Source organism: Candidatus Omnitrophota bacterium, assembly GCA_030688425.1.
Lineage (GTDB): Bacteria > Omnitrophota > Gorgyraeia > Zapsychrales > JANLHA01 > JAUYIB01.
The window spans coordinates 1-23,778 of sequence record JAUYIB010000012.1 but is presented as its reverse complement, the minus strand read 5'-3'; the positions used below and the strand labels follow the sequence as shown (position 1 = coordinate 23,778).

The 23,778-nt window shown below is 52.4% G+C and carries 32 protein-coding genes; all 32 read left to right on the top strand.

Annotated elements, in window-relative coordinates; genetic code table 11:
- The first annotated feature begins 19 nt into the window (after positions 1 to 19).
- The 32 genes from Q8Q08_01135 (at position 20) to Q8Q08_00980 (ending at position 23,566) form a co-directional block, all read left to right on the top strand.
- Positions 20 to 1,567 carry a hypothetical protein gene (locus tag Q8Q08_01135; GenBank protein MDP2652616.1) on the top strand — a complete coding sequence of 516 codons (1,548 nt, stop codon included), beginning with the start codon at positions 20 to 22 and terminating at the stop codon, positions 1,565 to 1,567.
- 169 nt (positions 1,568 to 1,736) lie between these two features.
- Entirely contained in the window at positions 1,737 to 2,462 is a 726-nt protein-coding gene (locus tag Q8Q08_01130) for a hypothetical protein (GenBank protein ID MDP2652615.1), read from the top strand.
- A 43-nt stretch (positions 2,463 to 2,505) separates the two neighbouring features.
- Entirely contained in the window at positions 2,506 to 3,054 is a 549-nt protein-coding gene (locus tag Q8Q08_01125; GenBank protein MDP2652614.1) for a nucleotidyl transferase AbiEii/AbiGii toxin family protein, read from the top strand.
- Between the two features lie 405 nt (positions 3,055 to 3,459).
- Positions 3,460 to 3,900, top strand: coding sequence for a prepilin-type N-terminal cleavage/methylation domain-containing protein (locus tag Q8Q08_01120; protein MDP2652613.1), 441 nt, complete (start codon positions 3,460 to 3,462; stop codon positions 3,898 to 3,900).
- Between the two features lie 34 nt (positions 3,901 to 3,934).
- Complete coding sequence (locus Q8Q08_01115; GenBank protein MDP2652612.1) at positions 3,935 to 4,606, top strand: hypothetical protein; 672 nt, start codon at positions 3,935 to 3,937, stop codon at positions 4,604 to 4,606.
- Positions 4,607 to 4,743: 137 nt separating this feature from the next.
- Complete coding sequence (locus Q8Q08_01110) at positions 4,744 to 5,172, top strand: hypothetical protein (GenBank protein MDP2652611.1); 429 nt, start codon at positions 4,744 to 4,746, stop codon at positions 5,170 to 5,172.
- 90 nt (positions 5,173 to 5,262) lie between these two features.
- Entirely contained in the window at positions 5,263 to 5,709 is a 447-nt protein-coding gene (locus Q8Q08_01105; GenBank protein MDP2652610.1) for an SRPBCC family protein, read from the top strand.
- Positions 5,710 to 5,783: 74 nt separating this feature from the next.
- Positions 5,784 to 6,854 carry a beta-galactosidase gene (locus tag Q8Q08_01100; GenBank protein ID MDP2652609.1) on the top strand — a complete coding sequence of 357 codons (1,071 nt, stop codon included), beginning with the start codon at positions 5,784 to 5,786 and terminating at the stop codon, positions 6,852 to 6,854.
- Between the two features lie 246 nt (positions 6,855 to 7,100).
- Complete coding sequence (locus Q8Q08_01095) at positions 7,101 to 8,726, top strand: hypothetical protein (protein MDP2652608.1); 1,626 nt, start codon at positions 7,101 to 7,103, stop codon at positions 8,724 to 8,726.
- A gap of 134 nt (positions 8,727 to 8,860) precedes the next feature.
- Positions 8,861 to 9,577 carry a hypothetical protein gene (locus Q8Q08_01090; GenBank protein ID MDP2652607.1) on the top strand — a complete coding sequence of 239 codons (717 nt, stop codon included), beginning with the start codon at positions 8,861 to 8,863 and terminating at the stop codon, positions 9,575 to 9,577.
- A gap of 39 nt (positions 9,578 to 9,616) precedes the next feature.
- Complete coding sequence (locus Q8Q08_01085) at positions 9,617 to 9,868, top strand: CopG family antitoxin (GenBank protein ID MDP2652606.1); 252 nt, start codon at positions 9,617 to 9,619, stop codon at positions 9,866 to 9,868.
- A gap of 86 nt (positions 9,869 to 9,954) precedes the next feature.
- A complete protein-coding gene (locus Q8Q08_01080) occupies positions 9,955 to 10,605 on the top strand; it encodes a hypothetical protein (protein MDP2652605.1) in 651 nt (216 codons plus the stop codon).
- Between the two features lie 37 nt (positions 10,606 to 10,642).
- Positions 10,643 to 11,545 (top strand): hypothetical protein, encoded by a 903-nt coding sequence (locus Q8Q08_01075; protein MDP2652604.1) that lies wholly within the window; start codon positions 10,643 to 10,645, stop codon positions 11,543 to 11,545.
- A 90-nt stretch (positions 11,546 to 11,635) separates the two neighbouring features.
- On the top strand, positions 11,636 to 11,827 hold the full coding sequence (locus tag Q8Q08_01070; GenBank protein ID MDP2652603.1) for a hypothetical protein: 192 nt from the start codon (positions 11,636 to 11,638) through the stop codon (positions 11,825 to 11,827).
- Positions 11,828 to 12,018: 191 nt separating this feature from the next.
- Positions 12,019 to 12,702 (top strand): vWA domain-containing protein, encoded by a 684-nt coding sequence (locus Q8Q08_01065; GenBank protein ID MDP2652602.1) that lies wholly within the window; start codon positions 12,019 to 12,021, stop codon positions 12,700 to 12,702.
- Positions 12,703 to 12,727: 25 nt separating this feature from the next.
- Positions 12,728 to 14,467, top strand: coding sequence for a J domain-containing protein (locus tag Q8Q08_01060; protein ID MDP2652601.1), 1,740 nt, complete (start codon positions 12,728 to 12,730; stop codon positions 14,465 to 14,467).
- 69 nt (positions 14,468 to 14,536) lie between these two features.
- Positions 14,537 to 14,740: a hypothetical protein gene (locus tag Q8Q08_01055; GenBank protein ID MDP2652600.1), complete on the top strand. Its 204-nt coding sequence runs from the start codon at positions 14,537 to 14,539 to the stop codon at positions 14,738 to 14,740.
- A gap of 37 nt (positions 14,741 to 14,777) precedes the next feature.
- On the top strand, positions 14,778 to 15,080 hold the full coding sequence (locus Q8Q08_01050) for a hypothetical protein (protein MDP2652599.1): 303 nt from the start codon (positions 14,778 to 14,780) through the stop codon (positions 15,078 to 15,080).
- A 144-nt stretch (positions 15,081 to 15,224) separates the two neighbouring features.
- Entirely contained in the window at positions 15,225 to 15,329 is a 105-nt protein-coding gene (locus tag Q8Q08_01045) for a hypothetical protein (GenBank protein MDP2652598.1), read from the top strand.
- Positions 15,326 to 15,658 (top strand): hypothetical protein, encoded by a 333-nt coding sequence (locus tag Q8Q08_01040; GenBank protein MDP2652597.1) that lies wholly within the window; start codon positions 15,326 to 15,328, stop codon positions 15,656 to 15,658. The genes Q8Q08_01045 and Q8Q08_01040 overlap by 4 nt, the downstream gene beginning before the upstream one ends.
- Positions 15,659 to 15,908: 250 nt before the next feature.
- On the top strand, positions 15,909 to 16,265 hold the full coding sequence (locus tag Q8Q08_01035) for a hypothetical protein (GenBank protein MDP2652596.1): 357 nt from the start codon (positions 15,909 to 15,911) through the stop codon (positions 16,263 to 16,265).
- Positions 16,266 to 16,409: 144 nt separating this feature from the next.
- Positions 16,410 to 16,982 carry a tetratricopeptide repeat protein gene (locus Q8Q08_01030; protein ID MDP2652595.1) on the top strand — a complete coding sequence of 191 codons (573 nt, stop codon included), beginning with the start codon at positions 16,410 to 16,412 and terminating at the stop codon, positions 16,980 to 16,982.
- A gap of 150 nt (positions 16,983 to 17,132) precedes the next feature.
- On the top strand, positions 17,133 to 18,413 hold the full coding sequence (locus Q8Q08_01025; protein ID MDP2652594.1) for an ankyrin repeat domain-containing protein: 1,281 nt from the start codon (positions 17,133 to 17,135) through the stop codon (positions 18,411 to 18,413).
- 2 nt (positions 18,414 to 18,415) lie between these two features.
- Positions 18,416 to 18,583 (top strand): hypothetical protein, encoded by a 168-nt coding sequence (locus tag Q8Q08_01020; GenBank protein MDP2652593.1) that lies wholly within the window; start codon positions 18,416 to 18,418, stop codon positions 18,581 to 18,583.
- Positions 18,584 to 18,594: 11 nt separating this feature from the next.
- Entirely contained in the window at positions 18,595 to 19,143 is a 549-nt protein-coding gene (locus Q8Q08_01015; GenBank protein ID MDP2652592.1) for a nucleotidyl transferase AbiEii/AbiGii toxin family protein, read from the top strand.
- A gap of 13 nt (positions 19,144 to 19,156) precedes the next feature.
- Positions 19,157 to 19,339: a hypothetical protein gene (locus tag Q8Q08_01010; protein MDP2652591.1), complete on the top strand. Its 183-nt coding sequence runs from the start codon at positions 19,157 to 19,159 to the stop codon at positions 19,337 to 19,339.
- 166 nt (positions 19,340 to 19,505) lie between these two features.
- Positions 19,506 to 20,231, top strand: a complete 726-nt coding sequence (locus Q8Q08_01005) for a hypothetical protein (GenBank protein MDP2652590.1) — start codon at positions 19,506 to 19,508, stop codon at positions 20,229 to 20,231.
- A gap of 32 nt (positions 20,232 to 20,263) precedes the next feature.
- Positions 20,264 to 20,521 carry a hypothetical protein gene (locus Q8Q08_01000; protein ID MDP2652589.1) on the top strand — a complete coding sequence of 86 codons (258 nt, stop codon included), beginning with the start codon at positions 20,264 to 20,266 and terminating at the stop codon, positions 20,519 to 20,521.
- A 189-nt stretch (positions 20,522 to 20,710) separates the two neighbouring features.
- Positions 20,711 to 21,046, top strand: coding sequence for a hypothetical protein (locus Q8Q08_00995; protein MDP2652588.1), 336 nt, complete (start codon positions 20,711 to 20,713; stop codon positions 21,044 to 21,046).
- A gap of 527 nt (positions 21,047 to 21,573) precedes the next feature.
- On the top strand, positions 21,574 to 22,263 hold the full coding sequence (locus tag Q8Q08_00990) for an ankyrin repeat domain-containing protein (protein MDP2652587.1): 690 nt from the start codon (positions 21,574 to 21,576) through the stop codon (positions 22,261 to 22,263).
- A gap of 143 nt (positions 22,264 to 22,406) precedes the next feature.
- The gene (locus tag Q8Q08_00985) at positions 22,407 to 22,772 is read left to right on the top strand and encodes an HPr family phosphocarrier protein (protein MDP2652586.1); all 366 of its coding nucleotides are present in this window, start codon (positions 22,407 to 22,409) and stop codon (positions 22,770 to 22,772) included.
- Between the two features lie 278 nt (positions 22,773 to 23,050).
- Positions 23,051 to 23,566: a hypothetical protein gene (locus Q8Q08_00980; GenBank protein ID MDP2652585.1), complete on the top strand. Its 516-nt coding sequence runs from the start codon at positions 23,051 to 23,053 to the stop codon at positions 23,564 to 23,566.
- Positions 23,567 to 23,778 lie beyond the last annotated feature (212 nt).

The following is a 23,778-nucleotide window of genomic DNA, read 5'->3' as shown; positions in this document are numbered from 1 at the left end:
GCGGAGGCCCTTTCAAAAAATGGCTGTCACTGTCCTTGCCGCTGTTTTCATTGTCTTTTGTTTTCTGTTTATTTTCTGCCATTATGTCCATTTCAATATGGATGAGTTTTTGCAGTATCATGCCCTGGCCTGTCACTACTATCCGCATAACCAATTGAACGTCTTTCGCGAATCTTGCCGGGAGTATGAGCTGGCCATTGTCCCGGGGCAATATTGGCCCTTGAGGTCATACTTTTATGTGGGAAGTTTCCCTGGCCTGCTCTATTTCCCTTTGTTCAAGCTTTGGCCGTCTCCCTATTCGGCGCGACTTTTGGGCCTTCTTTTCTTAACAGCCCAGGCCTTTTTGCTGACCCGGCTTTTTAGAACCAGATTTTTACTGAATTTATGCCTGTTGCTGGTGTTCTTTCCTTACGCTTTTCAGCACATGGCAGAGACGGGGCCGGTTTCCTTTCAGATCACATCGGTCTTTTTGATCTGTTATTTGATCAAAAAATGGACATCCGCCGCCGGGAGAGAGGATATGTTGTGGCGGTATCCTTTGAGCATCGGGCTTGTGCTTTTTCTGGGCATTTGGATCAAGCTCGCGTATTTTTTTGTGCTGCCGGGCATTTTGTTATTGATCATTTACTTTATTTTCGACAGGCGCAAAGCGCTTTTCTCGCCGCATTGTCGAAAGAAGTTCTTTCTTCAATCAGCGGTTTCAGGATTGCTCGCCGCCCTGCCTTCCTGGATGCTTTTAAACGCGAAAGACTATCGGGGCGATCCTTATTATGCTGAGATGCAGCGCTACGCCGCCAGAAGTCCTTTTGATCTCGACGGTGTGAGCACTCATTTCAGGGCAAGAATCCTGCCCTATTTTTCCGATCCGATCAAGGCCGCGCATTATCTTTTTGAGACGCCTGAAAGGAGTTGGTCTCCTGAAGGCATGATCCTGATCGCGTCCATCCTGGCCCTGCTTATTTGCGGATGTGTCTGCTTGATAAAATCCAACAAGCGGATGACGTTCGCTCTGCTCAATATCCTTCTGTTTTTGTTGACCGTATTTGCCCTGAGCCTTTCTTCCCAGACATGGGCGATGCACCATGTGGTCTTGAGTTTTCCCTTTTTGCTCCTGGCCCTTTTTGAAATGGCGGTGAATATCCCCAGGAAAGCGATTGTGATAGCGATCCTGGCGGTCTTCCTTTTTGTGAACGGGAAGTTGTATTCTCAATTGCCTCAATTGCCGGCTCAAACCTTTGACCACGCTTCCCTCTGGAAATTTAACCAGTTTTTAAACGAGAAGTTCGATGACCGGTACGCGTTTGTCACGATGGATTGGGGGATGTATTATTTGAAAGCGCTATACGGCAGGAAGGACCAATGCGCGCTTTTTTTCTATATCGAGCATCTTATGGAAAATCCGGGCCAACTACGGGAAGTCCTGCGGAAATCAAAGCGGAAAGCCGTTTTTATCCTCTGCACAAAGGCACAAGCCAGTTATCATTTATCTCGCAAATTGGTTTATAATCTTCCTATGGCAGAGCCGGGATTTGATGCAGGGTATTGGCGGGCATGGTATGAAGAATAATGCCGTTTGCACGGGTCTCTTGGGGGTTTATTTTAGGAATGGTGCGTCCCCGCGTTTCTGTGACGATCGATGAGCGGGTCAAAGCCGGCTATCCAGCCAATTTCCCGCCCTTGTGCAGTCATGTCCTGCTGAGGGCCGGCGCGCGAAGCGTTCGATTGATCTTAGACAAATGACAAACGAGACGGAAATGCCGGAGTATTTCATTGCCTCAAAAAAGAGGAAGGTCTTCGCCTGGTTCCTGGACCTGATCATTGTGGGGAGCGTCCTGGCCCTGCTGCATGCTTTTCTGAAGGATACGGGCGTGGGGTTCTGGGCTTCCGCGGCCACTGTTCTGGCGGTCGAGGTTTATTTGATCAGGACCTTCGGCGGGGTCGGGTATTATATCTTGAGCATCGTTCCTGTTGTGCCGGAGGGCGGTTTGAGGCGCGTCCTTGCCGTTGATCCCGTGATCAAGCAAAACGAGAATTGGTTCACCCTGATCATCGCGTTTTTAATGATCAACAGCGGGCTGAAGGGCTGTGTGCGTTGGACCCAGGGGATGCCTGTTTTCCCGATGTTCGGCGTTGAGTTCGGGAGGACCGAAGGCATCTGTTTTTCCATCGCCGCCGGGTTGACATCCATCATTCTGGGGGTGGGGCTCTATAAATTGAGGAAATGGGCCTTTTGGCTGGCGATATTCTCCGGGCTTCTGATGGCCATGGGCGCGTATATGAGCATGGACCAGTGGCCGCCGTATGTTGAGCAGGCGGTGATGGCCCGCAGACAGCTCCAGGGCATCCCAGTCCGTCCGGGTGAAGTCGAGACGGCCCGGCAATTCTTGCAAACTTATACAATGGCCTTCGCGCTGACCGGGCCTTTTATCCTGCTTTTTAATTTTAGGCGCTTTGTGCGGTGAGTGATGGGCGCGGACGTTTAAAAGTCTATGAAAGGATGATTTTGTGGATTTTGAAAAAGTTTTGACGTTCCTGCTGGAAAACTTCAACAAATACGGCATCCGCTATGCCCTGATGGGCGGGTTTGCTCTGCACACGGCCGGCTACACCCGCGCCACCCAGGACATCGACATCCTCATCCTCAAGGAGGACGCGCCCAAGGCCAAGAAACTCCTTGTGGGCATTGGGTATACGATCGTTCATGAAAGCAAGGACGTGATCAATTTCAGGGGCGGGCTCCAGGAACTGGGCCAGATCGACTTTCTGCTTGCCCATCGCAGCTACGCCATGAACATGTTGAAACGGGCGCGCGAATGTGAGATACTGAAGGGGAAATTTAAGGTCAATGCCCTCATTCCCGAGGACATCATCGGCCTGAAAGTCCAGGCCAGCGCCAACGACCCCAGCCGCGAAAGCCGGGACATGGCGGATGTCGAGGAGCTCCTCAGGAGGAACAGGGACAAGCTGGATTTGAAGCTTTTGCGGGACTATTTCTCGCTTTTCGGCCGTGAAAACGAGCTGGAACAACTGATCGAAAAGACCAAGCATGCTTAGCCGCCTCGAAAGAAAAGAACTTCTGCAAGACGCCTGGAACCGCCGCAGGCAGGCCGCCTTCCGTAAAGCCCGGGAGAATACTCCCTCCGGCGGCTCCCTCGATGACTACCTGCGTTTCCTCAAGAGCGCCCACAGCGTTTTTCCCCAGGATCCGCCTCCTGCCAGCCCCCTTTCCCGAAGCGCTTTTATACTTTAGGAAAGTTTGTTGGCCGGTGACACAGTCCTGTTCCCCAGAATACAAAATGAACCGCGAGAAAATACAGAAAAGTAGGGACAGCGCCCTATTTTTGGGGGCCGATGGTACAAAATAGCAGAGATAAGCGGAAAGTAGGAGCTGTCCCTTTTTGCATTCCAGCCCGCCAAGGATAACGGATAACCGGAACACCGAAGAAAGAGCCTGGGCTTATGGGCAAACCAATGAAACGACAATCCGGTTTTACTCTCCTGGAACTTATTGTCGTAATCCTCATTGTCGGAGTATTGTCGGCCATTGCGTTTCCGAGATTCTTCCGCACGGTCGAACGGTCCCGGGGCACCGAGGCGATCATCAATCTGAGCGCGATCCGGCAGGCTATGGAACGGTACTATCTTCAGAACAACGGGCAGTACGGTGGTGTTTCGCCGTTCAATTTTCAGAAGATCGGAATTGATAACCCGGCCCTGTCGCCCAACAGCCATTTTACATATATGATTTTTGCGTCCGTGGACAGGTATGTCCTTGTCGCCCAGCGCAACACCCGCGACAATATTTATGATATCTCGGGATCTGTCTCCGGGAGCTGCCAGGGCAGAACTACACGGGGCCTACCGGCATTATGCTGTGTCAGGACGACACGGAGGTCCTGATCATCGGCCTGCCGCCGCTTTATGAAAGGATCAGATGATGCGTGTTTTGAGGCCCGGATTGGTGTTCTTTCTGTTTGTTCTCTTGCCCGCGGCCTTCGCGCGGACCGCCCAGGCCGTTGAAGAGACCTGGCCTGAATGGTGCCAGGTCTCTTGCCGGCCGGACAGCTGGGGGAAGAAGATATACAGCTGGGAAGAGGTTCACGGTGTCTATACTGTCCGTTTTTATTCGCAAGCGGCCGATTGCCGGGCGCAATTCAATGACGGAGCCCATACTTACTCGTCCGTCAGCGGGGTTGAGATCTACAGAAACGGTCAATTGGTCTATTCCCGCAAAGGGGGAGGTTACCAGCTTTCGGTGTTCAAGCCGCAAGTGGGAGGGAACCAAATTCGAATTCCGATCGGGACCGATCTTGACAGCAACGGCCAGCCCAACCTGGTGCTCATGGAATGGCCGCTGTATTCCTACGGCTGCGGGTTTCATTGGCTCATTTTCGACATCGGGTTCAATTTCCGGAAAACCGGGGAGATCGAGGCGTGCATGGGTGAATCGGAGATCGCCGATTTTGACAATGACGGCGTTTTTGAAGTGAAAATGAAACCCCGCCCCGGTGGGGGGGCCAGTGATGACGCCTTGATCATCGAAAGCAAGGACGGCGAGTATGGGACGCACCGCCACAGCAATTGGGACCCGTGCGCGGGGAAGTAAGGCAGTTTTTTCGTCGGGCAAGCTGGACAGGGCCGGGCGGAGCGGATAGAATGGCGGGGCAGGGGACAGGTTTGTCCGGAGTTGATGGGGCGGGGGAGGATGTTGGTCCGCAGTCCTTAGGAGCGAGGTGTTTTTTTATGACGAAGGACCAGCGTGAAAAAACCAGGTGTTTTTTGGAATTATTGTTCCTTTTTGGGATTATCGGCGTGGTTTTCGCTTTTTTGTCGCTTTCGAACGCGCACTATCGCGCCTTCCCTCCGCCGATGCCGTCCCAGGGCGGTTATGACGGTTATCTGGTCAAGCATGAATCCCCGCTGTATCTTGTTTATGTGCTTGCCTTGGTCGCGTTCTTTATTTTTCACGCGCCTTTTTTTCTGCTGATGGCGCTGGTCACGACCTGGTTCCCCCAGGCCGTCTTCCCCGGAGGGTGGCCCGGTATTTTGACGATAGGTTTCGATGCCCTGATCTGGGCCGCGGTTTTTTATGCTGTGAAGGCGAGGGCAAAGCCGCTCGATCCTGGAGATGAAACCCCGAGTCACAAGGACAGAACTGGGCTGAGCGGATAGAGTGGCTGGGATGAAGTCTGTGGGAAGGTGTTGGGGCGGGGAAGGACCGTTAGAAACGTTCCGGAAGTTTGGAAAAAGAGAGGAGGCCAAATATCGACGAATACTGTTCGACTTCACCGTATTTTACGCGTGACACCAGAGAAGCTTTACAGGGCTTTCCTGGAGCCGGAGGCCATTGCCAAATGGAGCCCTTCGAACGGATATACCTGCAAAGTGGATCATATGGATGTCCGTGTCGGTGGCACCTACAAAATGTCCTTCACCAATTTTACGAACGGTCAAAGCCATTCCTTCGGAGGCAAATACATCGAACTTGTCCCCGGCCGGCGTATGCGCTATACGGACAAGTTCGAGGATCCGAACATGCCCGGAGAAATCATGGTAACGGTCGAATTCAAAAAGGTCTCCTGCGGCACAGATCTGACGATCGTCCAGGAAGGATTGCCGGAGGTCATTCCGGTTGAAATGTGTTATCTGGGATGGCAGGAATCGCTCATCCTCCTGGCCAAGCTCGTTGAGCCGGAAATACCGGACTGATAGGTGGGAAAGAAAGGTGCCAGTTGATAAATGGGCGCTGCTTTTCCTGCGGATAAATCAAGGAAACCTTCAACATGAAAACCTTCTCAGCGCTCTTTTTCTTTTTTTTCTTCTTTTGCTGTCCGCTCCCAGCGGACGAGGGGCTGCGCATCGGGACAACGTTCAGCCGCCAGCAGTGTATTTACCTCGGGCTGGACTGGCAGGAAACCTACCTGGCCGTGCTGAAATTAAAACCGGATATTATCCGGCTGGGGGCATACTGGAATGAGATCGAGGCCAAAGAAAGTACGTTCGACCTGACAACGCTGGACTGGGAGATCAAAGAGGCCAAAAAACGAGGCATCCCGATCGTGCTGACGATCGGCATGAAGGCCCCGCGCTGGCCCGAATATTTTATCCCGGCGTGGGTCTTCAAGAAGACACAGCTCCACTATTCAGATGATATCGCCGAAAACCCCGTCCTTAAAAAATACACCCTGCGTTTTATCAGGGAGGTCATTAACCATTACAGCGCTGAAGAAGCCATTGCTTACATCCAGGTGGAAAACGAAGCCCTTAACAAGTTCGGCAAAAAGAACTGGCAGCTTTCCAAAAAATTTCTATCGGAAGAAATTGAATTGATAAGGTCCTTGGATAATCTTAAGCGCCCCATTGTTCTGACGGCCGCCACCTATCCTAATACGTTCCTGCGTACCATCGCGAGAATTTTTACAAAAGGCGACTGGATCAAGAATAACCTCGCATTGTGTGATATCCTGGGCATTAATGCCTATCCCACCATTGGGCAGAAAACCTTCGGATTCCGCCATTACGTCAGAACCAGCCCCGAACAGCGTAAAAAGAGTCTGCGTCGTGTTTTAAAAGCGGCAAAGAATAAAGGAGCCGAGCTCTGGGTAACGGAACTGCAGGCGGAACCATGGGAGCCGGGCGAACTCGTCCACACGAAAAAGCACGCCCCCCCCTCGATCTCGCCGGAGACGGTGGTCTATTATTTTGAAGAGCTTAAGACTGAAGGCGTGCGCACCGTCCTGTTATGGGGCGCGGAATACTGGTTTTACCAGAAAAAAGAACACGGCAACTTGAGATGGTGGAAAATGGCCGAGGATATGTTCAAAAGTAATAATAAGAAATCATTGGCCGAATAAAATTATAAATATTTTAAAATCTGATCCATTATCTTACGGGCCGCTTCTTCATCACCGGTCACCCTGGACTTGCCCCGCAGGCTGAGGAGGGGCAGGAGAGAGATTGATGGGAAAGAAATGTAAGAAATGCGGCGTGCCGCTGGAGGGAAGGCTTTACCGCCGGGTTGCTGCCAAGCTGTTTGGCATCAGGCCATCGGCAATAGAAATTGGGGCGTTTAAGACGTGTCCCAGGAATTCGGAGGCTGTATGAAACATTGTGTGCCCGTGATCTCGTTTGCCGTTGTTCTCGCGACCCTCGTTGCCGGCCGCGCCTTCGGACAAAGCCTTGTGGACATGAAGCGTCTAAATGATGATAGAGCGAAGGACATGCTTTACGCGCTTTCCACCGCTGCCGAGACGTATGCGACCGTGAACGGCGGCGCATATCCTGCTAATGCCGACGCGCTGACCAGCCCGGACGGGCAGTTGCCGTACCTTCACGTTACACCCTGCGGACGAACAGAGTCTGGATACAAGTTTGATTGCCGGTTCACCCCGCAGGGTTACACCATCACGGCATCGCCCGTTTCTCCCGGCGCCACCGGTTCGGCGGTTTATGCGATCGAAACAGGCGGCATTTTGACGCCCCGGGAAAAATTCTCGCCTGATCTGGGCCAGCCGGGGATGCCTGCGGAATGGAAGGCCTGCGAAACTGATGACGACTGTGCCGGCGTGCTGGTATGCTGTTATCGCTGGGAGACGGTGAGCAAGCGTTATGCAAAAGAGGCGGGCGTCTCCACAGCCTGCCGGAATTGCGTTTATCCCGAAGATAACCAGCCCGTGCCCGCCTGCGTCAAGAATTCATGCGTGGGGACGGAACAGAGAACGTCCGTTTCTCCTCAAGAATGGATCAAAAAGAATGTCGGCGTGACGCAAGCCAGCGCCCCTGTGCGGGAAGAAACATGGGAGGGTTATCTGTGCCGGGTCCCGGGCGGCGGAGTGGGCGTGGGCTGGCCGGTCATCGCGATGGGTGTCGAGATGCGGGACGGACAGCAATTAGACGCCGAAACCGGTAAAGCCCTGGCACCCCTTCTTAGCGATACCCCCTGCGGTTACTTCTTCTGGAATTATTCCTGGTTCGGCACCGAGAGCAACAAAATTAAACTTCCCGACACCGATGTCAAGGCTGTCCCGAAGGTCCTGGTCAAACTGCGCGGTCCAACGCAAAAGATCGTCACAGGCCAGCGTTCGTTCGGGATGGATGATTTCAAGATAGACATCGGGTATGACCTGATGAGCGGCGGACGGCTCATCACCGTTGAGTATCTTGATGCGGACTGGCTTCTCAATTGGCAGGACATGATCAAGGCCGGATTCGACCCCTGGTGGACTCAGGCGTTTCAGGATCAGCCGCTGGATAAGCCGACGGCTGAACAGCGGGTCAATGCCGCCGTGCCCATCCTTCTGGAAATGAAACGATTGTCCGCGGTGACGCCGGAAAAAATTGCCAGCGCCAGGGTCGTCGCGCCGGACGCCCGCGTTGTCCGGACCTTTCAGGCCGCCATCGAAGGGGTCGCCCTGCGGAAACTCAGCGCCCTGGTCCAAGCGCACGGCCTTGACGCCGCGGCATTGAAACCGCTGGGAGAAGTCCCTCCGGATGAAAAAACGGTGATGGACATGTTCACGGCCTCGGCGGGTAAGGAAGATTTCCTGGAAAAGGTCCGCGGAGTGTGGGGCGGCGCTCTGGACGACCTTGTTTTGTATTATTATGTCGGTCTCGGAAACGGGGCGACGGTCCTGCAGACGGAGACTTTGGGAGAAATCGCCGGGCAATGGTCGGACGCGGATTTCCAGGCGTATCTTCAGACATCACGGAAAATTCTGGGCAAGTGAACCGCCGGCAGTCACTTTCGACCGAAAAGTCGGGATAAGCGGAAAGTAGGATCTGTCCATGCTTTTCGAAGCCAGCTCGCCTGGCTGTTCAAAACTCTTGATGACATGAAAAAACAAAAAAAGGACCGGCATTGATGAGAAATAAAATGATTCTGGTTTTGGCGGTGTGTTTGATCTTTGTCCTGGCCGCGTCCGCAGGGGCCGCGACGGTCGTCAAACAAGACCTGGCCGGCGTTCCCGCGGACAAGGCGGACAAGATCTTCAACGCCTTTGCCCAGGTGCCTTTGTATTATCTGGTCACCGAGGACGGCAACGGCATGATGGACCAGTATTCCCAGGAAGCGCCCGAAGAGCTCCCCGGTCTCCTTCCCAAGCCGCCCGAAGGATTTGTCATCACATTGTATTATGACAAGGGAATGGCGGAGGAAATGGCGGCCCTTGTGGGAAAAAAGGAAGGCATCCGTTATGTCGTCCGCACGGCCCCGATGGAGGTCATCCTGCATAAACAGTATGAAATGATCGGCCTTCCGCCCTCGACGGACCCGGCAAATCCCGTCCCGGATTTTTTGATTGTTGACAATCCGTTTCGCGTGGCGGCCTTCCCGGAGTATCTGGCGGACGCGAAAACGAACGAGCCCTACGTGACCGGGGACGCCGGCGCGCGTTTCATCCCGGCCTTTATCGCGCACAACACCGACGCCATCAAGCTGCAGGAGGGCCTGGGAGGGGAGAAGGCATACGTCAGGGTCGGGCAGGATTTTAAATCTTTCCTGGGGCTTGTCGAAAAATACAGCGGCACCGACACCCCGGTGGTCGTGTTTTTCGGTTCGCAGTTATCGCAGGCGCAGTAGCATTGAAAAGATTTGAAAAATACCCCTCGGAGAGATGATATGCGCGAAATCAAGCTGACCAAACAGGAAAAAGCCATTGAAGACGCTTTGCTCGGCGGCGAGTATGCCAGCGCAGGCAAGAAACAACTGCAGGAGATTTCCCTCGCGATAGAGGCCCGAAAGAAAGACGCTGTTCTCAATATCCGCATCAACAGCGGAGACCTGAAGAGCTTAAAGCAAAAAGCCCAAAAGCTCGGCGTCAAATATCAGACTTTTATCTCGGAAGTCCTCCACCGGATCGCCCAAGCGTGACGCTGAATGGAGGGGCGGGGGAGGCCTGCTGGAAGTTGTTGGGGCGGGGGAGGATGCTGGTAACCGGTCGTTAGGGTTTCACCGATATGAAAAGATTGTCTCAATCCGCCCTTCGGCATGGGGAACGGCAGGTCAGGCGGATGCTGAAGGACAGGCCCGCCATGGGCCGATACATCCGTCCTCATGACCGGATCTGGACATGGGCCGTCAGGAAGTTTGCCGGAGAGGATTTGTCAGGCCCCATGGATTGGGACGCGGGGTCCCCGTATCACAAAGCCACCGCCGACCATGTTTACCCGTGCGGCTCCGAGAGAGGATATATCCGGATCAAGAAAATTTCCGGCCGGTTTTCGTTTGAGCAGGCATGGGCGCGGGCGATTTTTGAACTGCACAATATCGCCTCGTATGAAGAAACGCGGAAGGTCATCAGGAAGGCATATTCGGGCCGGTTGAACAAGAACGCCTTTATCCTGGAGATGGCCAGGGTCGAATTCAAGGCCGTTTTAAAAACAGAGAAGTTTTATCAGGATATCTGGATGCCATGGGCCGGACAGAGGGGCTTTTTGCATTATCCGGCCGACTGGTATGTGGGCGTTCCGGGGAAATTTGAGGAGTGGATCCGGCATTTCAAAAAGGGAAGCCGGTATCCGTGGAAGGTTTACTCGGACTTTTACGATGATCATCTGGAAGAATGGGCCCTGGCCGACCGCAAGGGGAAAGTCCCTGGAAAGAAGTGAAGGGGACTGTCCCCTTTTTGGGATGCGTTGGAGGGATATGAGGATCTCTAAGTGTTTCCAATGGCTGGTTCTGGCGGGCATGCTGGCGCTCGCGGCGGGATGGGCGGTTGCCGCGGAGCCGGAAGGGTCTCTTTATACCATACAGAAACATCCTGTCTTAGGCAAAATGTTCTCCTGGGGAATGTCTCAGGAACAGATTCAGGACGCCCTTAAGGCGCAGTTGGACGGAATTGACACCCATAAATTTTTAGCCAAAACTTTATACAATCAGGTCCCGGTTGAATTCACATTCGTGACAGGAGAGGACGGTTTGATGGGTTTTGTCATGAGCGGAAGTTTTTCTCCTGCCCAGTTGGAAAATGAATTGGATGTTTTAACCGGGGTTTACGGCCAGCCGGTCGCGCAGTCGTCCGGCCCCCAGGCCATGCAGTGGAGGGACAGCGATAATGATGTGGGGATATTATGGGAGAAAGACCCTTCCGGTCATTCCGCTGTTCTGTTAATGTTCCGTAAGATCAAAAAGGCGGCGGTCTCTCAAAAATACGGCCCGGACAAGATCTCCGTCTTCCAGGGCTTATACTTGGGTATGTCCAAAGAAGAATTTCTGAAAGTCTTTACGCTGACAAAGGTCAGAAAACTGTCCGATGACATGTATGCCGCGGACATCACGCTGAACCTGGCCCCGGCCAATGTTGTTTTCGGGTTCCAGGAGGGCGGGGTCCTGCGCGCCATGGTTTCAGAGATCTTGCCGTCGCGGGACGATGACGAGGCGGTCAAAAAAGAATTTGGGGAATTTACGCGCTGGATGGCCGAATGGTATGGAGAGCCGACCACGCTGAAAGACCTTGCCGCTTTTTGGGAGGAAGAAGGAGTCAGCCAGATCGGCTACGGCTGGAAAGAAGACACGCGCTCGTTTATGCTGATTTTTAATAAGATTTGAAAAAAAGCGCCCGGATTTTAGGGGACGGGGCGGTTGGAAGTTGTCGGGGCGGGGGAGGATGTTGGTCCCCGTCCTTAGAAGGAGAAAACCATGTTAGATCCGTTCCGTCTGTTCGGTCGAATGGTCGGCGCCGGCCTGAAGTCCTCCGCCTATTTATTTATATTTCTCGGCCAAGTTGCGTGGTACTTGGCACACACCAGGACAGATAAGATTGGCGACGCGTATGGCGATTGCGCGAGAGAAATCGTCAAAGCGATCTCTGAAGTGTTTGAGGAACGCTAAGATGTCGGTGAATTCCGAGACACTAGTGACCTGAATTAATTATGGTTGCGGTGTGTCACCGGAACTTTATCAAATAGTTCCAGAGGCAGGAGGGGAAAATGTCAGTAAATGGAGGTTCTAGAACGCTTGCACGGCTCTTGGGGCGCGAAGTAGCAACCAGGACGTCGGAAGCCGCACTATCTGTGACGCAGATGGCGCTGGACGTGGCGTTGATCTGTGATACGACCTATAGCATGCGCCCATATCTTGAGCTCGTGAGGACGAAGCTCGACGATATTGTTAAAACCGTATTCTCCGTCGTGCCGAATACCCGAGTCGGTGTCATCTACTTCAGGGACTATGATTACGCCGATGTCACGTACGTGACGCAGTCGTGCGATCTGACCAACGACATTGCGGCGGTCAGGCGGTTTATCATGGGTGTGACATCGGCAGAGCGCGGACGAACTGACCCTGAAGCGGTTGAGGAAGGTCTCTATGCCGCAAACCAGCTTAGCTGGCGCGTTGGTGCCAGACGGGCAGTCGTCCTGGTAGGCGACGCACCACCGCACGGGGTATTGGATTCTCGAAGTGAATGCGCCTATGGTCACTTCTACCTTGATGAGGCTTCGTCACTTGCCCAGAAGACGATTCGTATCTACGCCGTGCATTGCGGTGACAATTTGGCAACGACTGGTGCGTTTCGGAAAATGGCGGATGCGACGCAAGGAAAATACCTGAATCTGGAGGCGATAGACGATCTTGCGCAGCTACTGGTGGCTATCTGCATGAAGGAGGTTGGTTTGCTGGAAGTTTACAAGCAGCAGCTTCGGGCAATGAGCCAGTTGACGCCATCCTGTCAGTTACTCTTAGGCAACCTTGGAACCGATGACTAGCACCACTCTCCCAGACTACTACGCCTTGCTTCGCATCCATAAAGATGCGTCGTACAAGGAGATCGCCAGTGCTTTCAAGTCGCGCGCCCTGGAGTTTCATCCAGATCGTAACCCGGGGGCCACAGAGGAGGTGCGCAAGCTTGCTGAAGAGCACTTCAAACTCATCAATGAGGCCAAGGACGTACTTAGCAATACCACACGGCGTAAGCAATACGACGAGCTACGTGAAAAGGAGATGATTCAATCAGAGCGCTCTCGGATTCTGGAGCGTATTCAGGCTGCTGTGGACTCCGGTAATCTCCATGATGCTGTGGCGATCGCGCGTTCGCTTTATGAAACGTACCCGGACGATCCAGACTACCAGAACCTCTACGCGGATCTGATTTATGATTTGGGGCTGAAGCTATCCGAACGTGGTGAAGTCGCCGAAGCTGCCCGCCATCTCAAGTTGGCTGAGAGCTTGACCACCGATGCTAAGTTCAAGCTCCGGATCAAGGGCGATCTGGAACTGCTTGCTTCTCGATCCCGACCGTCCAAACCCGCCGCACCGGACAAGCCAGGGGGATTCATTTCAGCATTGAGAGGACACTTTTCCTCCAGAACTTTTGGTTCACCTCTCTCATCAGGATCATTTGATCCAGTTTGGCCATTCGCCGACGCAGGTCTCGGGACGCTCATTTTTTGGGTTCCTCTTGGATGGTGCCTTGTCAAAATCGCAGTTTGGATCGGGCTGGGCATCGTATTGAATCTCCTCATGGCGCTCGGGAACTCGCTGACCGATTTTGGGACAGCATTCCGATGGTCGTCGGTCACGGGAGACCTCGTATTCTGCGTGGGGCTCATCGGCCATTATGGTTTTCTTTTGTCACAGCGCGACACATGGCACAGGCTTGGGCGGCAAGGACTCCTTATCATCATGGTGATCGCGACGCTCGGCCTCCTTAGCATGTTGGGAAGGTTGCTCGGGTTCTTGGCCAGACCGAGTGGCTCACCGGGAACGATGACCTCCTCGCCTCCCGGTCGTTCACAAGCACCGTCAAGGAGAGCAGAGAAGATTCCGCCTGAAGCGGGTGCCGTTCACCATCCCAAAGCTTTAAAAATCATCGAGCGCGCCATTGAGGCCCATGGAGGAACGGAGAATTTCAGCCGTTTTAAGGCATTCCATAGCAAGATTACAGGGACTATGTATTTGTCCGGCTCAAATAAAATCGACTACAGCATGGAAAATGATTACCAGTATCCGGACCGGTTTAAACAGAGTATCAGCTACCGGGGAGCCGATGGGCAGGAGCAAACAAATACCTTTATATTAAAAGGCAGTGATGCTGTGGCTTTGCACAATGGGAAAGTCCGGCCGGCCAGCCCGACCGAATTCGGACAATTGAGAATTTCGCTTCGTATCGAGAATGCCGCCCGGCTGAGGGATTTGTCCAGATACACGCTGGCTTACTGGCCTCCGGAAAACGCGCAGGGGCGTCTGGCGGACGGGGTTCGTTTTAAGGAACAAGGGGAAAAGGAAAGCATCACCATATTTTTTGACCAGAAGACCGGCAAAATGGCGATGGTGAAGTTCAAGGCGCCGACACCTCAAGGCCGTGAGCAATGGACCAAGGCCATCTTCAACGACTACGACGTATCGGATGGCATCGTTTACTCCAAGAGTATTGTCAGCAAAGTTGAGGGACAGGTTGTTGATGAGCAGAATGTAACAGAAATGAAATATTTTGAAAGTTTGTCCGAGGATGTTTTTGCGGTGCCGGAATAAAAAGCGTTAAACAGCCCTGTGGGGGGAGATCCCCGGCGCGGATGCTCATAACAGACCAGGAGGGAAAACATGGCTGATTCTAAAGTGATAGGCCGGGTGCATGGGAAACACAGCGATTACCTTATCAAGGAAGTCGGTTCGATCATTATGGGGTCGCAATATTACGTTGTCAGGGATTCTGACGGCCAAACATGGGGATCCTATGACAGCCGGGCCGCGGCTTATCGGGCCGCCCATGAAAAAGCGGGCCCGGACGCCACGGAGATGAGATAATTTTCGGTTTTTTTGTCGGCTGGCAGCAGGGGTATTTATGGGTAAACGGATTTCCGGATTTTTTATCATCATAACCGCTGTCACCGTGGGGTTGCGTCTCTGGTCGCAGGGGCTGATGGACGTGCAGAAGTTTGCATGGCTCCTGTTCTTCGCTTTTCTTGCCGCTGTCTTGGACAGCGTCTGGGTGAAGCTGATCCTGACCCTATTCGGTCTGGGCTTTTTTCTTTTGGATTACCTTCATTATGACCTTAACGAATTCCAGCGAGCGGCTTTCTCTGTGGGGGCGCTGCTCATTGCATTGTTCGGCATATACATCATTGTGCAGGGCGTACGAAAATAAGGGCGGCCGCCCCCAATGGGGCAAGCTGGACAGGGCTGGGCGGAGCGGATAGAATGGCGGGGATGGAAATGGCTCTGGCGGGAGGGGACAGTTCCGGTCCGTGGTGCTCTTAAAATAAAGGATTGTCATGATTAAAATAATACCATGATCAACATGCGTCTGTCCCAGGGCAACCGCAGCCGCGGGGTGGATGACCCGGCCGCACGCGGGAAAATCGCGCAAATCGTGATGAAAAGGATAACGAGATGATACAACAGCACAAGGACCTGGCAGCCGGGCGCTGGAATGAATTGTCGTTGATGGAGCAGATGGCCAATATCGGCAGTGAAGTCGAACGCGCGCTTAACTGGCGGGCGAAGCACAACGCCGAGTATAGCCAAAAGGCGTTTGAGCGCGCTCTGGAGCTCATGGATCTGTCTTTGGGGAATGCAAAGGGACTACCCCGTCTTAAGGAACTGTCCCGCGCGAGGGAAGCCCTCGTGGATTATTTTCAGGGGAATAACGAGTTCGGCTCCAGCGATGAGCTCTGGCGGAAGTATTTTTTTCATTTCACCTACGCCGCAAGGCGAAACCGATAGAAGGTGAAAATCAGTGCAATTTTCGCCGCGCGGCGAAAATGTGAATTGTGGACGCGCGCCCACAATTGAAGAGTTGGACAGGGCTGTTGGAGGTTGGCGGGGGAGGATGTTGGGACCTGGTGCCTTAGGGTTAGAGGTTTCAATCTGAAACCTCAAACAGGAGGAAGGTTGAGGGATGGACTTGCCCGGAAGCCGGAAACGTTCTGGGAAGGTCGGCGTTGTCCCCATTTTACCGGGAGGGGAGGTTAAAATGAAGAAATTTGCTTGGCTTGTTTTTATGTTGGCAGCAAGTTTGTGTTGGGCCATGAAAGGACCGGCGGACACGTCGGCTGAGGCCCCCTGGACGGTCTATGAAATGAAGTTGGTCCAGATCAGAGATGCGGCCGGATCGCCGTGCGCCTATGTTATTGGGTATTCGGCTTTCCAAACCGTGCAAGGACTGAAAGATTGGGTAGCCCAGATTCCAGAAGGGAATACGCTCAGATGGGATTCCGGAAGTGACATCCCGATCCCTGGAGATCCCCTTGGAAATCCGGAAGCGGCAGAGGATTTTCGAAAGTTCTGTGAAGCGCGGAAGATCAATCTTGAAGAGGTTCCCCGTCCATAAAAGTGGAGACAGCGCCCTGTTGAGAGAAAGGACTAGGTCACTGCGGGGGACAGGTTAAGGAGAAAACGAAGAAGACGTGTTCAGCGTGTCCCCGGAAGCCCCCAGACGAGTTTATTTTAAAAACATCAGTAAAAAGGATAAAAAATGAATTACAGATTATTTATCTTTATCGTATCAATAATATTTGGATTGGCGGCCTCATCTTTGGTTAAGGCCGAGAATGGCACAGTGGATGTTATTACATTTGAGAACGGGAAAGCTAAAACCACCACAATAACTAAAGATGAGGCAAATGCGAACTATGTTCCTCTTGGCCCGGCAATTCATTTAGCTGTTGATCAGAAAGGTGCGGAAGAAAAGTTTAGTGCCGCAGATGAACTCTATTCAAAAGGAATGAATTTTTTTAAAAATGGGGAGTTTGCTAAAGCGTTGGATGCATTTTTAGCGGCTGACAAGTTGCGGCCAGGCGAGGCAAATATTTACAATGCCCTGGGGATGGCTTATCAAAAGACCGGCGATAATGTTCAGTCGTTGCAATATTTTCAAAAAGCATTGGAAATCAAGCCCGATTCTTCAGAATACCTTGTTAATATCGCTTTTTATTATTACGACCTGGGTCAATGTGATTTAGCTTTGCCGTATTTTAAAAAAGCTTTGAGCTTAAATTCTGAAATGAATGGCTTGAGTCAGTATATTGATGAGTGTTCAAAAAGATAAGTGATCAACAGGAAAAGCTTAACAAAACGTCCACTGGACTTGGAAAGGTCAGGAGTGGACTTGCCCGGAAACAGGGGCGAGATTCTGGCCCGCCGGCCAAAACTGTAGAGCGGTTGGCAGGGCTGTTGGAAGGTATTGTGGCTGGGGAGGATGGCCAGAAACGTTCTGGATGGTGCGCGGGAAGTAAAAAAGGAGGAAGGCATGCCCTGCCTGAGGATTTTTGGTCACGTTCATCTTAAGTTGGGAATTCTTCTGATCGCTTCCGGTCTGTATTGTTTTTTGCCGGACGTGAGCCGCGCCGCGGTGCAGGTCACCCATTTCAGCGGCGACTGCAGCGTCTTCACACCCGATGGCCACAAATATCAGAAGAAACCTCCCCAGGTCATTCCGGACAGCTCAACCATCACGCTGTATTCCGGAGAGATCGGTATCACGGTCACCGAAAGATCTCACGCTGTATTCGAAACCCGCGACCGGAAGACCTTGGACCTTGGGCCTGGCGATGCGATTTCGGTCAAGGGAAATGACATCACCGTCCTGGCCGGGCAGGTCATCATCAGGGACTTTGAAGGGCGAAGGACACCGGCGGGGATCGGCATCAGGACATTGACCCCGGACGAGGAAGAGGCGAGCCAGGAACTTATCAATGTTCTGCGCAGCGGCGCGGGGCAGGACCCGGACAACCCCAAATTTCTTGATCCGGAATATGTCCGCGTTGATGTGTGGAATCTCCTGGGCCGGGGGGCTGACATTAACTACATGGATAAAGACCTGTACACTCCGATCATGCGGGCGATCTCGATCGGGCAGAGCCCCGCGCTCATCAATTACCTGATAGAAAGCGGGGCCGACGTCAACCATGTGGCCCAGCCCTTGTCAGCGGCTGTCTTCAAGGGTGAACCCGAGTTCATTGAACTGCTTGTCAGGGCCGGCGCGGACATCAATCACCGGGACGGGCACGGCCAGACGCTGCTGGATCAATATCTGATGAATCTCGAACAGCCATACACCGGCGCCAATCAGCATGACTACGCGTTCGTGATCCGTTCCATGCTGGAGTGCGGCGCGGACGTGACCGCCAAGGATCTCCGGGGAAAGGACATTTTAACCAGGGTCAAGAACCATCCCAACGAGAAAGTGCGGGAGGTCTTCGCCCAGTATGAAGCCGGCCAGATCGTCCAAAGAGTTTTCCCGGAGAAGGCAGTCCCCCAAACTTCTCCCGAAGCGGCGCCGCCGCGGGCCGTTCAGGACGAGGTCCCGGCCGCGGGGCTCCCGGAAGAGGCGAAGACGATCGCCACGATCCGGCTTACGAACGGCAATGAGATCCAGGCCGAAGTTGTGGAGGACGGGGCGGAGAAGGTCAAGGTCGTGTATCAGGGGGTAGCGCTGACCTTTGACCGGAAAGACGTTACAAATATCGAGAAAAAATAGCGATGAACGGGTCCCCCTACGGGTTTGTGTTCAACCCTCCCAATGCGGATCTGGAAACGCCGTATATTTTTAACGTCAACTCGGCCAATTACGGTTTTGAGTTCCAGAAGCCTGCGTTAGGGGAGGGGACGCTGTGTGGTTGGGGACAGGTGTGTGTCCCCGAAGGGTAAAAGGTGCTGGCGTGGATTTTGAGAAAGTCCTGACGTTCCTGCTGGAAAATTTCAATAAATACGGCATCCGCTATGCCCTGATGGGCGGGTTTGCTCTTCATACGGCCGGCTACACCCGCGCCACCCAGGACATCGACATCCTCATCCTCAAGGAGGACGCGCCCAAGGCCAAGAAACTCCTTGTGGGCATTGGGTATACGATCGTTCACGAAAGCGGGGACGTGGTCAATTTCAAAGGCGGGCTTCAGGAACTGGGCCAGATCGACTTTCTGCTCGCCCACCGGAGCTACACCATGAACATGTTGAAACGGGCGCGCGAATGTGAGATACTGAAAGGTAAATTTACGGTCAATGCCCTCACGCCCGAGGACATCATCGGCCTGAAGGTCCAGGCCAGCGCCAACGACCCCAGTCGGGAACGCCGGGACATGGCGGATGTCGAGGAGCTCCTGCGGCGGAACAGGGACAAACTGGACCTGAATCTTTTACGGGAATATTTTTCGCTTTTCGGCCGCGCCAAAGAGCTGAAACAGCTGATCAAAAAGACCAAACATGCTTAGCCGCCTCGCAAGAATGGAACTTCTGCAAGACGCCTGGGATCGCCGGAGAAGGGACGCCTTCCGCCAGGCGCGGGAGAGCACGCCTTCCGGCGGTTCCCTTGACGATTATCTGCGATTCCTCAAGAGCGCCCACAGTGTTTTTCCCCAGGATCCGACCCCTGCCAAGACCCTTTCCCGCGGTGCTTACAAACTTTAGGGAAGTCTGTTGGCCGGGGACTTTCCTGTTCCCCATAAGAACATTGCTTCACAAGACAAACCGCAAACCGCCGGTTGCCGCCAACTGCGTGGGGGCAGTCCTGTTGGAAGTTGTTGGGGAGGATGTTGGTTAATGTTGGGGACAGGTGTGTGTCCCCGGAAGTTAAATGACAAACGAGGTCGGTATGGAAGAGCGTTTCATTGCGTCGAAAAAGCGGAAATTCTTCGGCTGGTTCCTGGACCTGATCATCGTGGGAAGCGTCCTGGCCCTGCTGCATGCTTTTCTGAAGGATACGGGCGTGGGATTTTGGGCTTCCGCGGCCACGGCCCTGGCGGTCGAGGTTTATTTGATCCGGACCTTCGGCGGGGTCGGGTATTATATTTTGAGCATTTCCCGTGTTGTGCCGGAGGACGGGTCGGGGCGCGTTCTCGTTGTTGATCCCGTCATCAAGCAAAATGAGAACTGGTTCACGCTGATCATCGCGTTCTTAATGATCAACAGCGGCTTGAAGGGCTGTGTGCGTTGGACCCAGGGGATGCCGGTTTTTCCGATGTTCGGCGTTGAGTTCGGGAGGACAGAAGGCATCTGCTTCTCCATCGCCGCCGGGTTGACGTCCGTCATTCTGGGGGTGGGGCTCTATAAATTGAGGAAATGGGCCTTCTGGCTGGCGATATTCTTCGGGCTTATGATGGCGATGGGCGCATATATGAGCATGGGCCAGTGGGGGCCGTATGTGGAGCAGGCTGTGACCGCCCGACGGGACCTCCAGCGCGTCCCTGTCCGCCCGGGGGAGATCGAAGCGGCACGGCAATTCATCCAAAATTACACTATGGCTTTCGCCTTGAGCGGGCCGTTGGTCTTGCTGTTCAATTTCAGGCGGTTTGTCCGATGAATTGTAAGGCGAAGGCGTCCCGGGGAGCGTGAATGGATCTCTCGGCGAGTTTTAACCTGTGTGAAGGTCTGCTTTGGCTTGGCCTTGCCGGGCTGTTTTACAAAGTCAAGGTCTTCAAAAAGCAGCCGGACAAAAAGGCGGATCATCTGTTCGCCGTATTGTTGATCCTATTTGGCATATCGGATTTTGTTGAAATGCGCGCCGGAGCGTGGTGGGAGCCGAAATGGCTGTTGGCCTGGAAGGTCGTGAATTTCGCAGCGATGGGCGCTGTGTTTATCAAGAGTAAGTAGTCAGTGGGACAGGTGTGTGTCCCCGGAAGTGAAGAGATGAATATTGCAGATTTTTCCGAATGAAAGTCGTGGGGAAGACGGGAAGACCTGAAAGGTCTTGAATACCCGGGTGTTTACGCGCTGGTAATCTCGTCAAAATGCCTGCTCAATGAACCATTCTCCCTGACAGAAGAGATTGTGTATTTTGGAATGACAAACTCGAGAAATGGATTAAGAGGGAGATTAAACCAGTTCCATAATACAATAGTGGGAAAAATAGGCCATGGCGGGGCGGAACGATTTCTATTTAAGTATAAAAATCATGACGCTCTTGAAAAGATATTGTTTGTTTCGGTTAATTTTATGAAATGCGATGTGAGTTCAGCCGATCCGGAGGATCTCCGTAAAATGGGAGATGTTGCAAGTTTTGAGTATGCCTGTTTTGCTGAATATGCTAAAAGATTTGGAAGGCTTCCAGAATTTAACGACAAAAAGGCATCGCCTAAGAGGAAGAGAATGCGCCCCGGAGAAGGGGACCGTCCCTAAAAAGGACAGAGCTGTTAGCTGAAGGGGTGTCTTCCAGTGTGGTCAGGGGGCAGGTGTGTGTCCCCAGAAGTGTGCCAATTAAACAACAAGGATGGGGCAATGACTCAAGGACAAAAATTGTGGTGCGTTTCTTGGTTAATGCAGAATAATCGTGAAGTGCTGCATCTGTATCAGGTCTCTTTAGAGTCGATCGAAGGGTTGGATCTATTTGATGTGGAAATTAGAGGTTTACCGAAGCCATGGCATAACAAAAAATATTGGCCGACTCAGGGTGGGTTTCAGTATTACCGAACGTTTACTCATGCGAGATGTTTTACGATTTACGCCTTAAGGCACATGGCGAAAGTTTCCGGTGATCGGAGATACTCGCGATGGGCAGACCAGATGGGGGACTGTAAAATCGCCAGCGCAAACTTAGGGTTTGTTATTCAATAGATTTAAGATGTGCCCGTAGCTGTCGGGCCGGTGCATTGGAAGTTGTTGGGGCGGGGGAGGATGTTGGTGCCCGGTCTCTGGGAGTGAATGTTGTGTCAAAAATAATTCTTTCTCTGCTATTAATGCTGCTGTTGTCATGTCCTTCTTTTGCGGCAGAGGGACTGACCCAGGATTTGTTGAAAGCGGCCGCCCAGGGGGATATCGGCCTGATTCAGGATCACCTGGACCGGGGGCTGGACATCAACCAACAGGAACCTGGCGGTGAAACGTTGCTCCACTCGGCTTGTTATTACGGTCAACTTGCATTGGCCCGATTTCTTCTGGATAAGGGGGCTGATATGGATATCGCTGATGTTCAAGGACAAAAACCCCTTCATGAAGCGGCATTAGGGGGGAACATCGGCATCATCGGCCTGTTAATTGACAAGGGCGCCGACATCAAGGAACCGGATGGCCATGGCCTCACGGTTGTTCATGATGCAGCGATGGAAGGGAACATGGAGGCTTTGAACCTGTTCTTGAAACGGGACCCATCTTTGCTGAAAATGACCGATAAGAGAGGGGCGACCCCTCTGCATTATGCCGCATCCCGGGGAAACCTGGAGGCTGTGGAAAAATTGCTCGCAGAGGGGGCAGATATTAACGCGAAAGATCGTTGCGGCCGGACTGTCCTGGATTATACGGGGTCCTCAAGCATGCATAGTTTCCTCGGAGAACGCGGGGCTGTTAATAATAAAGGCGGGCCTTCAGCCGCGCTAAGGATGGAAGGTGACTGTGATTAAAAGTTGGGATCACAAAGCAAGCGGCAGTCACAGAGAAGGGGCCAGAAGGGTTAAGTGATGGGGACAGGGCTGCTGGAAGGTGTTGGAATGTCAGTGGATGTTGGTACCCGGTCCTTAGGAGAAAAAGATAAGAGAGGTTAGAAATGCCCCGAATTGAAAAACAAGTCATTGTATTAAATAAAAATGGCCTCTGTATCCGAGCTTCGGCTGCTTTTGTTGACGTAACTAAGAAGTTCAAATCTGTCGTCACAGTCGTTAAAGGTGAAGACCGGGTTAATGGCAGATCGATAATGGCTTTATGGATACTTGGTGCCCGACATCAGACTCCTTTGCTGCTTATAGTTGAGGGAGAGGACGCGCAAGAAGCCATGAAAGAATTTGAAGATTTCTTTGCTAAAGAAGCCACCAAAGTCTATCCCGACAGTATTTTCGTAAAACACAAATGGATTTTTCTTGGCTTGGGTCTATTATTGTTAATTTTATCGATTATTCGATTGGTTAAATTATAAGGTCTTTTCAAAACGTCCACTGGATTGGGGAAGGTCAGGGCAATTTTCGCCGCGCGGCGAAAATTTGAATTGTCGGTGCGCACCGACAATTGAGGAGTTGGAAGGCAGGATTTTGGGCGGCCGCCCAGAATTGGGGACAGGTGTGTTGGAAGGTGTTGGGATGTAAGTGGATGTTGGTACCCGGTCCTTAGGAGGTACCCGGTCCTTAGGAGGTACCCGGTCCTTAGGAGGTACCCGGTCCTTAGGATGTTTCTCAATGTGTCCCCGGATTCTTCTATATGAAAAAATTAACAGCAGATCAGCTCAGCGAGTTACTTTTTGAGCAGTTCGTTTTGGAAGATGAGGTAAATGTTCAAACGAAAGATTTGGGGCCGTACATAATAAATACTTATAGCCAAAATTTAATTTTTAAGAAGCACGTGTTCTTTTATCTTTGCTCTTTGATAGCAGTTGCTTTAACAGAAGAATTTGAAATAAAGGAAGGTATTGCAGATGTTATTTATGGATTCCGCCAGCGTGTTCTTAATGAAGCTCTCAAGCGCTGGAATATGTTTCAGGCTGAAGCGGATAATGTTATTGAAGAAGCCAGTGCGGTGTTGGGAAAGTTGTTGTTCGTGAATCCCAAGTCAAATTGCGCCGTATCTTTTGAATGGGCACGTGATTATTTTGGGCAAACAATGATTGATGAAATGAACCCCATCACGTTATTCAAAATAAGCACTTTTTGGAAAACGAGATATTTGGCCGTGGCGCAACTCCTCCGAGCCGTTGAGGTTGTTTTAGATAAAAACTGACAGTCGCCCCCAAGGGGACAGGTGTGTAAAAAATTTATGGACACAATGACATAATTCGGATAATTAAGTCATGTGAGATACCCCCGATTTAACGGACGGGTTAATTAAAGGACAGCCGTGGTCTCAGCCATCTCTGGCGTAATATAGTTCAAGGACTGATGGATTCGTTGCCTGTTATAAAATATTTCCAGGAATTTGAATACTTCCGACTG